7 protein-coding genes are annotated in these 14,264 nt (G+C 43.9%); 1 reads left to right on the forward strand and 6 read right to left on the reverse strand.

Annotated elements, in window-relative coordinates; genetic code table 11:
- Positions 1-821: 821 nt before the first annotated feature.
- From GVO63_RS09410 to GVO63_RS09425, 4 genes are all read right to left on the reverse strand, one after another.
- Positions 822-2,450, reverse strand: a complete 1,629-nt coding sequence (locus GVO63_RS09410) for a sulfatase (protein WP_159579371.1) — start codon at positions 2,448-2,450, stop codon at positions 822-824.
- Positions 2,451-2,489: 39 nt separating this feature from the next.
- Positions 2,490-5,459, reverse strand: coding sequence for a hypothetical protein (locus tag GVO63_RS09415; protein WP_159579373.1), 2,970 nt, complete (start codon positions 5,457-5,459; stop codon positions 2,490-2,492).
- Positions 5,459-8,674, reverse strand: coding sequence for a DUF5107 domain-containing protein (locus tag GVO63_RS09420; RefSeq protein ID WP_159579375.1), 3,216 nt, complete (start codon positions 8,672-8,674; stop codon positions 5,459-5,461). Before GVO63_RS09420 ends, GVO63_RS09415 begins: the two co-directional genes overlap by 1 nt.
- Positions 8,675-8,766: 92 nt before the next feature.
- The gene (locus GVO63_RS09425; RefSeq protein WP_201281896.1) at positions 8,767-10,251 is read right to left on the reverse strand and encodes a sugar porter family MFS transporter; all 1,485 of its coding nucleotides are present in this window, start codon (positions 10,249-10,251) and stop codon (positions 8,767-8,769) included.
- Positions 10,252-10,359: 108 nt separating this feature from the next.
- On the opposite strand from GVO63_RS09425, the gene GVO63_RS09430 reads away from it, so the two are divergent.
- Positions 10,360-11,268 carry an AraC family transcriptional regulator gene (locus GVO63_RS09430; RefSeq protein WP_159579377.1) on the forward strand — a complete coding sequence of 303 codons (909 nt, stop codon included), beginning with the start codon at positions 10,360-10,362 and terminating at the stop codon, positions 11,266-11,268.
- A gap of 174 nt (positions 11,269-11,442) precedes the next feature.
- Here the strand turns inward: GVO63_RS09430 and GVO63_RS09435 are convergent, their stop codons facing one another.
- Positions 11,443-12,594 (reverse strand): alginate lyase family protein, encoded by a 1,152-nt coding sequence (locus GVO63_RS09435; protein ID WP_159493054.1) that lies wholly within the window; start codon positions 12,592-12,594, stop codon positions 11,443-11,445.
- A gap of 404 nt (positions 12,595-12,998) precedes the next feature.
- Entirely contained in the window at positions 12,999-14,258 is a 1,260-nt protein-coding gene (locus GVO63_RS09440) for a glycoside hydrolase family 88 protein (RefSeq protein WP_159493053.1), read from the reverse strand.
- Between the last annotated feature and the right edge of the window lie 6 nt (positions 14,259-14,264).

Below are 14,264 nucleotides of genomic sequence, written 5' to 3' on the forward strand. Positions count from 1 at the left end.
GTAAGTTTAACGTTATGGCTAATAGATTTTACGAATCCTTTGCGTGGCCGTTAAGCAACCGGCAAACAGAGGCATTCAATCTCTCGCTAATTCTCTGCGTGATGTTGGCAGAAACCAACTCAGAACTAACCATCACACAAAAGCTGGTACACACTACATAGCCCTTGTCTAAGACTAGAGAACCCATCCAAATTAACACTAAATAAACAACCCCTTTTCAATCACGCACGATCATTAACAATCTTATAATATTCCAATATACCGTACATTTCAATCAAAAGTAATCATTGAGCCCTGCGACACCCTAAGTGCATTTTGCAATAGAATGACAACTTAGATAGTTGGTAACTACTAGGATTAAAGCTGGATGTTGACAACTAAAGGAAAGTGAAGAGTGCACTCTTATATTTTCGTGTTGGCAAGAAGATGAGGGACAGTTATTAAAAACATTTTGCAAGCGAAAAGTTCATTGTACCGGAAAGCCTCTAAAAAAAAGTCTGATAAATGCTATCATCCGCAGTGCATGTCACTGGCTTAAAATCAAGCGAATATTAGAACAAAGTTTCAGTTTGTAAGAAATTGAGCGGCAAAATAAACGCTTGTTTTAATCGCGCAACTCTTGGGAACAAGCACTCCTCACATTTGAACGACAAATATTCTCTAAATAATAATTGTGATTCTCTTGCTGCGCCATATCGGTCACCGGAAGATACAGCAAGAATGGGTATTTGTAATTTATCAACGCTTCAGAATATACCGCGCAATGCAGCTACATTGCTAACTGATGAACTTATCTTAGTCTACCCTTGTTTATGATCTAATCAGTACTGGTCTTCACTTCCCCACCACCGGTTGTTGGGGTTGTAATCATTGTTCAGGTACTGATCATGCTGTTTATTCATTTTGGGCATAACTTCGCGCTCCAGACGTTCAAGCAATGCTTGACGCTTGGTAGGATCATACTCTGGATTTGGTGTTGGGAATTGGGCATTGGTTGCTAACAACCATGCATCTAATTGCGCCTTTAGTTGAGTGGTAATCAACTGTTGTTTCTTTGCCAAATCGCTTTGCTCGCCAATATCCTTGGCTAAATTGTACAGCTCAACACGTTGATCTTCATGATAATAGATTAACTTCCAATCGCCTTGTCTGATCATCGAAGACGGCTCTCCACCTTGATTACCATAGTGAGGGAAATGCCAAAAAAGTGGTCGCTCGGCTATTTTTTCACCGGCTAAAAGTGGCTTTAAGCTAACACCATCTAGCTGATGCTCAACGCTAGTCGCGATACCGACCAAATCCAACAGGGTTGGATATAAATCTATACCTGATACTGGAGTAGCAACATCAGAACCATTGGCAGCCATACCTGGTGCATAAATGTAATAAGGTACGCGAATGCCGCCTTCAAACTGTCTGCCTTTACCGCCCCGATATGGCAGGCTGGCAGTGCCATAACCATCGCCTGACGACAACCCCCCATTATCCGAAGTAAAGACCACGATGGTATTATTATCTAGCCCTGTCGCTTTTAGCTTATCCAACACTATGCCGACAGCGGTATCCATCGATTCCACTAAGCCCGCAAAAATTGGGTTGTCTTGAATTTGTCGTACGGCGCGGCGACGATCAAACTTAAACCGCTGGTGTTTTTCTGCCAGCCCTTGAGCTTCTGCTTTATCACGATATTTTTGCCAAAGTGTTTTCGACGTTTGGATAGGGGCATGAACCGCATAGAAAGACAAATACGCAAAGAACGGCTTGTCTGCTTTTCGCCTGCCAATGTAAGCAGCTGTCTCCTCTGCCAAACGCAGAGTTAACGATTCACCAACTGGCCCGTCTTCTAGTTTTGGGTTCTGATAAGGCGAAAAATAGCCGCCCTTAGGCGAGCCTGAATCCCAGCCCCCAACGTTTATGTTAAAACCGTGGTCTTCTGGGCTAGAGCCCTCTCCCCCTAAATGCCACTTGCCAGCAAAGAACGTATCGTAACCACTTTTGCGAAACTTCTCGGCAATGGTCACTTCATCTGTTGATACAAAGTGTTGATATAATGCGGGATCGTGACTGTCATTGCGATTGCGTGCTCGCCACTCAGGGCCAGCTTTGTCACCAATCCAGGTAGTCACCCCGTGATTCGTGACGTATTTACCGGTGATGATGGACGCCCTTGACGGACTGCAAACCTGCGAAGCAGCATACCCTTGAGTAAATCGCACACTTTTAGAGGCTAACGCATCGATATTTGGCGTTTCATAATAATTAGAGCCTTCAATACTAAGGTCCTTTATGCCAAGATCGTCAACCAAGACAAACAACACGTTTTTGGGTTGTATAGGCTCCGCTTGGACAGTATTTTTTGTTGGCTCACTAATACTACATGAAAATAAGCTACTACTTATTACCGCGTACAGGCATAACTGTTTAACATTCAATATTTTATAACGTGGCATATGTCACCTTTAAAAAACCGTGCTGCTTTGACTCTCAAATTAATTATCTATCGGCAATGCGTTCGCGCCAAAATCAATCGGCTCTTCTAGACCGGTTTCTTTCGAAAATACTTCGCTGATAACCTCGGGCTTAATCTGCCACTCTGGATTAAAGTCGTCTGAAGTTATATAAGCGACCAAGCTCCTACGCAACTGCCGAGTTGCCGGGCGATTTTGCAAGTCATTTTCCAAATCTATACTGCTGATTAATAATTTACCTTTGCCCACCTTAGCTTCAACAATCAGAGCCAACTTGCGGTTGATCTTCCAAGTATCAATTGGCTGTAACAAAGCACGATAGCCTTTGGGCCATGGATGAATAGAATCGTAAGAATCCAAAATCATGGGTTGCGCGTTGTTCAGAATGTCCCACCAATTCCAGTTTATGTGCGCATCGGTTGGAAAGTGGGCTAATAACGGGTGGTTGGGATCAATTAGCATACCCGATGCCGAAGACTGGCCACCTTTATCGCCAATGGAAGTCCAAAAGTGATTGGTGAACATGCTAGGTAAATCGCCTTTCATATCACCTATATTTGGAAGCAACAACACTGTTCCTCCAGCTTCGAGGCGCTGTTGGGTAGCTTTATTCCATACTTTAGTAACATAAATATTCGCCGGGAAACTTGGAGCTTTGGTATCGGGATATACCCAGATATTCCAGTCGTTTTTCAGGTTATTTTCCGGCGATTCCACCAGCAAATTTAGCTTCGCAGGAGCGGCAATGTCAGCCAAAGCAAGCTCTATCGTGGCAATAGCTTGCGCGCTATCTTGTTGAAAGCTGTTGGCGGGTAGATTCCAGGTCTTAACAACTTCGCCACTTTCAGTACGAAGGCTTGCCACTAAATCGTTCAGCACTAATTTATGTCTGTCAAAGTGAGTCACTTCAATACCCGCGGTAAAGGTCTCGCCCTGAGTAAGCACGCGTTTTGGCATACGCGCTAATAATACTGTTGGTGCGCTCCACTGGCGCACATAATCGATGTCAACGTAGCTATGGGGGTCGTAAAATGGGTCAACCAAACCAACAGGCGCACTACTTTGCCCAGTAAAATCGGCCAGGGAAAGCCATGAAAACCCTGCCATGTCCGGCGTGCGGTAGTTGGCTTCAAAGGTCTCGCGGATTAGCTCAACTTGCCATTTTCCCGACGACTCTACCATTGCAGGTAACAGATCATACATGCCCCTCTCTTTTAGCTGATCGCGCGCAATTTCTAGGTAATCAGGGTTTAAGTACCCCTTGTACTTATCAATCTCGGCATCGATATTGGGATAAGTACAAATTTGGCCAATTTCATGAGAAATAAGCGGAACATCAAAACTAGAGCTAGCTTCGCGCCAATCAATAGCAGTATTAGGAGGCGATAAATTAAACTCTGTGCGATCCGGCTTAGGTGGCCAGCCAAATTGGTGGCGCAGTTTTATAGAGCGCTCAGGCCATATGCCCCGCTGAACTTGAAAATCGGCATTATCAGGGCTCCATGAATTAGCTTTAACAATATATAATTTCGAATCGTCATAGGCTTTCCACTCGTTGATAATGGCTTCGAAAAAGGCATGATCCCCGTCATATTCGTTGCCAAGGCCTAATTGCACAAAACTTGGATGGTGCCCAAAGGTATCCAGAATTCGCTTGGCTTCTGCTCGCATAAAGTCGAACTGTTCTTGAGTTTTCACGGGCCCCCATTCACCGACTTCAGGTTTTAAATAGATCCCTACTTCGTTTGCTGCTACAAACGCGGCTTCAGGTGGCGCCCAAGAATGAAAGCGCGCCAGATTCAAGCCAAACTCTTTGTAGGTTTGCCAAACCTTGCGCCATGATGCTACATCCATCGGCGCATATCCTGTGGCAGGCATTACCGCACAGTCATCAACAGAGCGTATGTAGGTTTTAAAGCCATTTACCCGAAAATGGCGGCCATCCGTGGTCATGTCACGTAAACCAAAGGTAAGTTGACGAGAATCGTTTACCGTGGCAGTTTCCAGTTTTGCGTCGATAGTGTATAAGTTTTGCTCGTATTCGTCCCATAACTTGGCCTGTGCAGTCATAGGGTAATCAATGCGTAGTAACTCATCATTCAGTTCTGCAACATCACCTTCTATCACTAATTCTTTTGGGTCGTGATTGTTACCCTCGCTAGCACCAATTGCGTCCAAACTAAGACTGTATCTACCTGTAGCGGCATTAGTTTTACCCAGCTCAAGGCTTACTCTTAACATTCCATCGACAGGTTTAGGCGAAACCGTAAAACGCTCAATCCACACATCGGGGTGAGCTGTCAACGTGAGGGCACCCACCACTCCATTCCAAGTCCCTGCGGTTTGCTCAGACACTGAATGCGCGTTGTAACCCATGTGCACATATTCATCATTGTCTACGCGTAATGTGATCTTATGCGTTCCCGGTTCGAGAACCCCGAGCTCATATTGATGCGGGGCCGCTAAACTGGTTTGTTGTCCTAGATGTATGCCATCCAGCCAAAGTTGCGATACCCAATGAACACGCTCAAACGAAACGGAAACTGGTCTACCCCGCCAAGCTTCGGGAACTTCGAAAGTACGGGTAAACCATGCCGCACCAATGTAGTGACGATCAGGACGCAAAAAGTGATGCATTCTGAACACCCCTTTCTTCTTATAGTTGTCCAGCCACTCAGGCCCCCAACCATTTAACCCCCCCTTCCCGGCCCACTCGGCGTTGCCATACCATTCTGTATCAGGGCCGGGAACGTTACCATAACCTTGCGCTTGCAAAGCTCCTGGCAACTGGAAAGTGTCGGAAAATGTTTGATCTTGCCAGTTCTGTTCGATACCCACATTATCGGGGTCGAGTTTAATTTGCCATGTGCCCGCCAAATTAATGGTATGCGTAGTTTGAATTGGCGCTTGTTTAGTGCATCCGGTAAGTTGCAGCATTACCGCTATTATCACCCAAGCAACAACCTGCAAACTTGTGACTTTATATTTCATTATTTTGGTTCTCCACATAAAGAAACCTGCTCCAATCCTTTGTTCGCCAGCAGTATCAGATTATTCATTTGCTGTTGCTTAATTAGCTCTAAGTCATCTTCAAACACCAACAGCAATGGTAACGATGTCGCAAAATAATCAATCTTTGTCGGTTGCTGTAACTGTTTTTCTGCGTATTGTTTTAGCTGGATAAATAGTGCAAAAGCTTCTTCTTTTTCCCCCATCGCCAGCAATGACAGCCCACGGAAATATGACAACTCAGAGTGTTCAGAGACCGCCATCGAAACAAAGTCTCCAGCCTCGTTGGCACTGTCGGTGAAGCAAACGAGGGCCTCTTTTTCTCTGCCTAACATGCGTAATGCTTTACCTTTCCAATAGTTCACATCAGCCTTTGCCTGCAGCAAATGATAGGCCTCACCGAGATTTTCTTGGGTTTGCATCGCTTGACAAAAGTGCGTCAACGCTTGCTCAGCATTATTAGCCATTAGCGCCGCCTCACCTAACATGAGATGTGCTCGGGTATATTGCTTTAATACCTTACCTTCACCGCCTTCCCACGGATGAAAACGCCGACTCATCAACCAATCTAACGCTTTTTGTGGTTGGTTGGTGTCGTTATAGAGGGTTGCTAAAGCTACCGAACAATCGTCGCGTTCAGAAACGAGCTCCATCCTCGATTCCAATGCAACTAATCTCGCCGAGGCTTCATCACCTAGCTTTTCTCGTAGCTGATCATACTCAGTAAAAATACGCGCATCATTAGGCGCTAATTGCAGAGCTTGTTTATAAGCTCGTCGGGCAGCCATAGCATCTTTATTCACACTCCATTGTGCAATACCCAAATTACGCCAAATAGTGCCTGTGTCTGGGTATTTTTGCCATACAGCAATGGCTTCCTGATGACGCTTTTTGTCGTAATAATAATTACCTAAACCAAAGGCTGCATTGGCATCTTTGCCCGATTGCGATAATGCCCATTCCAGCATTATTTGATCATGCAAGCGCGAGGGAAATAAATAGTCAGCCGATAAGCTGCGGGCTTTAGCAAGATAAGCCAAATCATTGCTTAACCAAGCAAAAGCATAGTGAGTTATCTGCGACGTTTGTAAAGGGTTCGGCACCGCTACGTCCAACACGGTATGTTGGTGATGCAACGTTAATAGCTCCAATGCGCGAGCTTTAAATCCCGCATCTACGAAGTCATAAACCAAGTCGAGAACGGTTTGCGCATCATTGCGAGATTTTTGCATCATTCCCTCAACATCGCCAGACACGTAACGAGCCCAATGATCCAGCGGGTCGCGCATGAGAATATCCGCTAAAACTTGGCGGTTGTCCATGCCCAACTCAGCCATTGCCAAAGCCTTTAAAACAAGTACTTTATTGTTCTGTCGATTGGTATCGAGCGAAGCTTCTATATGAGTCAACGCCTGTTGATAATCTCCTTTTCGACAATCTAGCATTGCCAGTTCATGAAACGCTGCTGCGCGCCAAGCAAAGTCCCATGTTGATTTGTAGAACACTTGGTAAGCGACTTCAAACTTGCCCTGGAAGCGATAAACTAAACCTAAATAATAGTGTGCCTCACCGGTATAGGGATTGGGGTGACGAAGAGTTAAACGCTCAATAGCTTTGGTAAAATATCGGGCAGCATCTGCTAATAAACCTTGATTGAGTTTTTTACGGCCATAGGCAATATTGGCGCGACAATCTAATGGATCGCGTTTGAGCATTTCATCCCAATACAGATCAGGGTAACGAGTTGGGTGACGGTATTGCTCGAGGTGTTCTGCAGTTAAAAATAGCTCATCAACGGAGTCTATTTCATGCGGTAAAGGGGGTTCAGTTGCCACATTTCGGTTGCGTTTGAGATCATCAACGTTTACCGGCCTGTAAGTAATTAAATCAACAACCGTCAACTCAAGGGCGCAGAAATCTGTAAACTCAAGATTGATAGAGGGCTTATGCCAAGGTTTATCAGGCGTTAGCTCAACGGTTTCATCCAAAAGCACCTTATCGCCTTCGCGCAAAACTATATGGGCCATAGCAATATTACGAGAGACTACTGCGCCTATATCCAGACTACCATCAGTATTTTTCGCCAAGCGCACCGCAGCGTCTCTATTGGCATTTTGCACTGGCCCAATTTTCTTATAGGGCCACCAATATTGCGAAAAGGTTTTGGTTTCATAGGGCTGCAAATAGGTAAAGTCGGGCTGATTATCTGTGTACACCCCCGCCATTAACTCTATATAAGGTGCAGGTCGTCCGTTTTTCCCAATACGATCGGTTAATTCGCGGTCCCATGCCCAGCCAAACTCATCATTACCCCATGTCCATTGCTTTTTTCCCGGTGCAACATGCCTGTTAGCAACGTGAATAAACCCACCTTGCGCATCAAAATCGTAGCCGCCGAAAAAGTTAAACTGTGTATCGCACACCATATAACTTGTAGGAACGGGGATATTTTTATATTGGCTTAAGTCATTGGCACCGGGACGATTGGCATAATTCACACCGTAATAGTCATTATTGGCGACAGGAAAGCTACTCATTGCTCGTACAGCGTGGTCGGCCACATAATGCACATCGGGAGGAAAGAAACTTTGGAAGTTATCATGCACTTCGGCGGCAACATTAGCCCACCATAAAAAAGTTTGGGTATAGGGGGTGCGATTATACAAACGTGCTTTTAATTCAACTAAAGCACAACCCTGCTCCAGCCGTATACCATGCATCCCTTTCATTCGATTTAATGGATCGTGCTCAGACATCCAAACGATTTGTGCGCCATCAGCTTCTTGCTCAATATGCACATCTGTTGGCATATAGGTACCCGGCCGATGATGCTGCGGCCAATTAAACTCCACGCCACCAGAAATCCAAGGGCCGGCTAGGCCGACCAACGCGGGTTTAATTTCATCTTGGCGATAGAAGAAATCGTAATCGCTATTTACCTTGTCTTGCCCCAATAAGATACGACCGCCAATTTCCGGCAGCATGACCAGACGAACATAGTCATTTTCCAATGTGACCGAGTCGTAATCCACCGGTTCAGGATGGTCGAACACCTTGTCGATAAAAGGGACCGGGTAAACTTTGCCACAAGAGCCTTGATACACCCGTTTTTCAAAGAATAAAGGGTTCTTTTCTGGATCACCCAGTTTATAAGTAGGTAATGTAATCGCCTGCCTTATTGCAGTTACTAATTCCATATTTTTTCTCATTGGTAAACAACGCTATGCTCATACGATTTGCAAGAAGACTCTGCTGCTGTTAAACACTCAACAGCAACTAATGCTGTAAGTTAGTCAACTAGCTCCCTCTCGATGTCTTCTAAAGACTTACCTTTAGTCTCAGGAACCATAGCTTTAAAGAACATGAACCCAACAAAACAGATAACCCCGTACAACCAAAATGTCCCTGCTGCGCCGAGTATCGCGTTAATAGGTTTGAAAGTGATGGTTAGGCCAAAGCTGGCTACCCATAAGGCTGAGACACAGATACTCATAGCTGCACCGCGAATGCGATTGGGGAATATTTCAGATAGCAGCACCCAAGTGATAGGAGCGAGTGTCATGGCGTAACAGGCAATGGCGACCAACACCACAACTAATACAAAAACTCCTTTTATTTCATAGTAATAACACGTGCCGAGTACGGTATAGGTAACCATAAGTCCAGCAGCGCCAAAAAGCATTAGCGGGCGGCGGCCCCAGCGATCTGCGGTTATAATCGCAATAAAGGTAAATGTGAGGTTTACAACTCCGGTGATAACAATATTGAACATCATGCCACTTACGTCGTAGCCTGCTTCAGCAAATATTTCTTGAGCATAATTGAAGATAACGTTGATCCCGCACCACTGTTGAAATACGGCTATGAACACCCCAAACCCAACTACTTTTTTCAACTTGGAATTGCGCAAGCTACGCCAGGAAAACACATTGTCACTGCCTGTATATTCGCGACCTTTGACAGTTTTCTCAATGCCTTTTACTTCAAGGGCGGCGTATTGCTGCCCACCTATTCTTTGTAAAATGCCGTACGCTTGCGTAGCTTTATTTTGTTTTAACAACCAGCGTGGTGATTCTGGTACCAGCAATGCCAGCACAAAAAACAACCCAGCAGGTATCGCTTCCGCCCCAAACATCCAGCGCCAACCATACTGACCGTTCCAAGTGTCAATTATGGCCTCTGCCGACGCTTGCGTTTCTAAGGGATGAGAATTGTAAATCGCCAAATTCACAATTTGTGCAGCCAGCACCCCAAATACAATCGTGAGTTGGTTAATGGAAACAAACCGCCCGCGCAAGTGTGAGGGCGAAATTTCAGCAATGTACATGGGCGATACGTTGGAGGCTAAGCCAATACCTATTCCCCCCAAAATACGCGCAGCAATGAAACTGTCGAAAGTCTGAGTAAGTGCAGTCCATATTGCTGATGCCGTAAACATCAGACCCGCTATGACGAGTATTTTTTTTCGCCCCAACTTGTCGGTAATCGCTCCCGACAGTAAGGCTCCGGCTAAACATCCTATTAGCGCTGAACTCATCGCCCAACCCGCTAACCACTCCTTACCTATACCGTGTAAACCAAAATAGGCTTCATAAAAGGGCTTTGCTCCCCCGATAACGACCCAATCGTAGCCAAATAAAAAACCGCCCATTGCGGCAATTAGGCTAACCATCCAGATAAATTTAAAATTAAAGCGAGTCGCCAAAGTCGCAGGTTCACTTTTTATTTGACCCGGATTGGCTGAATTCATTGTTTCACCGTGTTGGTTTCTCATAAGTTTGCCCCATAAGGCACATTTAACAATGCATTAACGTCAAACCAAATGCCAAATCCAATTCATTTTAATGGACTATATTACTATCCATGATATACGCTATGTCTTATGAATGATTCGCTCCAAAACAGCCAGCGTAGAATTGAAGAGGGCTTTCCTCATCAACGCTTAGTGATCCTGTCACCAAATATCATTAATCGTTGCAAGAAATCACCAATTGTCAGTCAGTTATACATCACTCACATCGGCGCATATCCATCGGCCCCATATCATTATGTTGCGCGCGAAAAAGGTGTTAACCAAGCAATTTTATTGTTTTGTTTAAAAGGCAAAGGTGAAATAAAACTGGATAATATTACGTTTAACGTTGAAGAAGGTTGTGCCGTAATTATTCCGCCATATGTTAGCCACTTGTATCAGGCCGACGAAAAAAATCCGTGGTCTTTGTTCTGGATCCATTTCGATGGTCATCAAGTAACTAAAATGCTAGAGCAACTAGAAGTAGATGTTTTGAAGCCTTTACTTTATGTCGCTAACTCCCAAGTCGTGCGTCAAGCATTTGAAGATGTGTACGCCTGTTTAAATTATAATCATTCTGAATCTGGTTTGTTTGCAATGCATGCAGAATTCTTGCGCTTGTTGAGTAGGATTAAACTTGAGCACAGCAGTTCAAGAGCCATAAGCCAACGTAAACAAGATGGAATTACAGCCAGTATTCAGTTTATGGAAAATCACCTCGATATGGCTATTCCGTTATCCGATCTAGCCGCGCAAGCTGGATGGAGTGTCGCCCATTTTAGTAAGCTGTTTCGTGACCGTACTAATCAATCACCAACGGCTTACTTTATTCAATTGAAAATTCGTCGCGCCTGTGATCAGTTATATCAAACCAATTCAAGTGTTCAAGAAATTGCGGAGCAACTGGGCTACAGCGATCCGTATTATTTCAGTCGCATTTTTAAGAGGGTTCAAGGCGTATCGCCCATTAAATATCGCGCGATTGCCAGAGCGGGTTAAAAAGGGTCTGCCTAATGGAACTATCGTACGCTTTAAAAATCCCGAACGTCTGATATTAACATGTTGCAAATTGGTTTACGCCTTAGGTTTAGCGATTGCACCATCTGTAAAAACATTCTTTTAGCGGATAAACAATAGCAAACATCACAGGCTGGGAGCCTGTGATGCTTTTATCTATTTTGCGTAATACAACAATAAGTCTTCCGCGGATAATGTAGGCTTAACTTTGTGGTAAATATCATCAGCTACTGCGCTTTTACCAAAATGAGCCCTTGCTATATGCAGCATCGGATAGGTTTTTAATTTATATGCTTGTTCAACAGTCTTCCAAATTTGTTTGTGCTGCCAAGTTTTATCACCGCGCAAATAAGGGTAAAAATACTTAATTGCTTTTGGCAAACTTTGTCCTTGGCTGCCTTCAAAATACCACAAATTTTCCCCTAATTTTTCCGCTAAAAATGCCACTTGAAGCAGTGCTTGCAAATTCATTGACGTATAGTTAACCGACTTTGTGCGCTTGAGTTCATGTGGTTGAGAACCGTCTGGTTGAAATTGCTCTTCAATACGTTGTCTAGTTTCCGCTAAGTAGCTTTTCGCTTGTGCTTTTTTGTTTAAATACATCATTAAGCCAACAACTTGATAGTCATACCATGAACCATGATTATTTTTACGTGTTCTTTCTAAGTTACCCAACTCACTGGTTAACAACCAAGTTAAATAGTCATTTAACCAAGCGTTTACCTGAGCAGTGAAACGTTTGTCAACTGTATTGGTGGCTTGCAACAATTGCATGGCTGTTACCACATTACTAATGCCGGTCCACTCTATCACCCCAAATGATGTACCACTGTTCGTGCCTGGCCAGCCTTGCGCATAGTTTAAATGCGGGTTCATTCTGGTTTCTGGGTTGACCATCCAAGTATCAATATAACTTTTCATGCGTTGTAAGTATTTTGAGTTGTTCGTGTAGGTGTAAGCTAGGGTTAAAATTTTTAACGCTTTCAGAAAATTTGACGAACGCGCTTGGTCAGTATGTTTTCCGCGTGTCATTGGGTTAACTTGACCATCTTTATTTATCCATGGCAAGCCATCTACCGTATCAGGGTTTGGCCAAAAATATGGAGCTAAACTGAGGTAGTCTTGCTTATTACCGCTAGGACCAGCGGTGGGTTTGTTCAGCACTGATTCAATGGGCAAAGTTAAATCGTTTTGGGCGGCTTTTTCATAATTGTTAACCGCAGTTACATAAATTTTATTGCCCGCCGAAACTTGTTGTTGAATGGTTTGAATATGTTCTCTGTTGTAATAAATATAATCTGGTACCACAGCTAAATTGCTTTTAGCTATCTGTAAGGTGTGTGTTGTATTAGTGCAACTAAAAATTGCTGCACTCAGTGTAAGACTCAGAGCACTTTTGATGATAGCGCTTTTTTTTCTTAGCCTGCTCATGAACATAATAGTTGCCCTAATATTTTGAATAAGAGAGAGAATAACCTCAACTCACTCTCCTCGAAGCGATACATTCGCTTAATCACAAAACTCTATGTACGGAGTGGATAAAAACAATCGGATTTGTAAAACCCCCACCGGAAAGCTCACTACCAGCCTTGATTAATCAATTATAATCAAGGCTAATAGATCGCGTAAGGGCTTGCTTAAGTCAAGTGACCTATACCTCACACCCCGTGCTAAAAGCGCTGACTTAGTAGCTTTACTTAAAGCTACTAATGCTATATTGCCTTACAGCGATTTAAAGCTTGCAAATAATAATAATCACCGTAATTTAAAGCCGAATTTAATTCATCATTTGCAGGGAAATTACCTGTCGCCTGTTTCAACAAGAAATGGCCGTTTTCGCCTATATCAGCCAAATACGCAGGAGAAGATAATGTCCTTAGCATTTTCATAGCGGCATCGTAATAACGCTCTGACTCAGCACCTTCAACAAACGTGGATAGCTCTAGTAGCGCACTAGCAACCAATGAAGCTGCCGATGAATCTCGGTACAACGTCGTACCTTCATGTTTCGGTGCATCGTAATCAAAATAAGGCACTAAATCATCGGGCATATTCGGGTGGCTGAGGATATAGTTAGCAATACCTCGAGCATGCTCTAGGAACTTTTCATCTTGAGTAAATCGATATGACATGGTGTAGCCATATAACCCCCACCCTTGTCCTCGTGACCATGACGAATCGTCAGCAATGCCTTGGAAAGTTTGCTTCCAATTAGGTTTACCCGTATCTCTATTGTAATTCACCAAGTGAAAAGAACTGTAGTCGTCGCGGAAGTGATGCTCCATAGTGACTGTTGCGTGACTGATGGCAGCGTTACGGTAAACAGGATCACCAGTAATTTCAGATGCACGGTACAACAACTCCAGATTCATCATGTTGTCTATAATGACTGGGAATTCCCATGTTCCCCAACTCCAAGAGTAGGTTACGCCGATTTTTGGGTTATAACGTTCCATTAATGTTTTTGCCGCGTTTACGATTACTGTTTCGTATTCTTTGTTGTCTGTTAAGCGAAGGCCGTTTCCGAAACTGTCATAAATAATAAACCCAATATCATGGGTTTTACGGTTAAATTGATTTTTTTCTAGCGCAATGGTCCACTCGGTGGCCGTATCTAACCAACTTTGATTTTGATTGTGTTCATATAGATTCCAGAAACTGCCAGCAACAAACCCGGTCGTCCAGCCTAACATTGGCTCTAACCTTGGTTTTCCTTGGCTATATGACCTAGGCACCTTTTTAGGGTCAGTATATGCTTTTCTAAACCCGTCATACTGAATAGTGGCATGATCTAACGCTGCATCGCAAAATTTAGCGTTGTTTTCCGGCCAATCAATCTTTTTAGAATAAGTAACTGAGTTGGGCACTTTTTCTTTAACTGCCGGTGCGCTGGCTTGCTCATCTGTTGCACTGCAAGCTGATAAAATGCAAGCAACTAGAATAGAGAAGATCGCTTGTTGTTTTTTGTTCATCCTATA

The organism is Alteromonas sp. KUL106 (assembly GCF_009811415.1).
Lineage (GTDB): Bacteria > Pseudomonadota > Gammaproteobacteria > Enterobacterales > Alteromonadaceae > Alteromonas.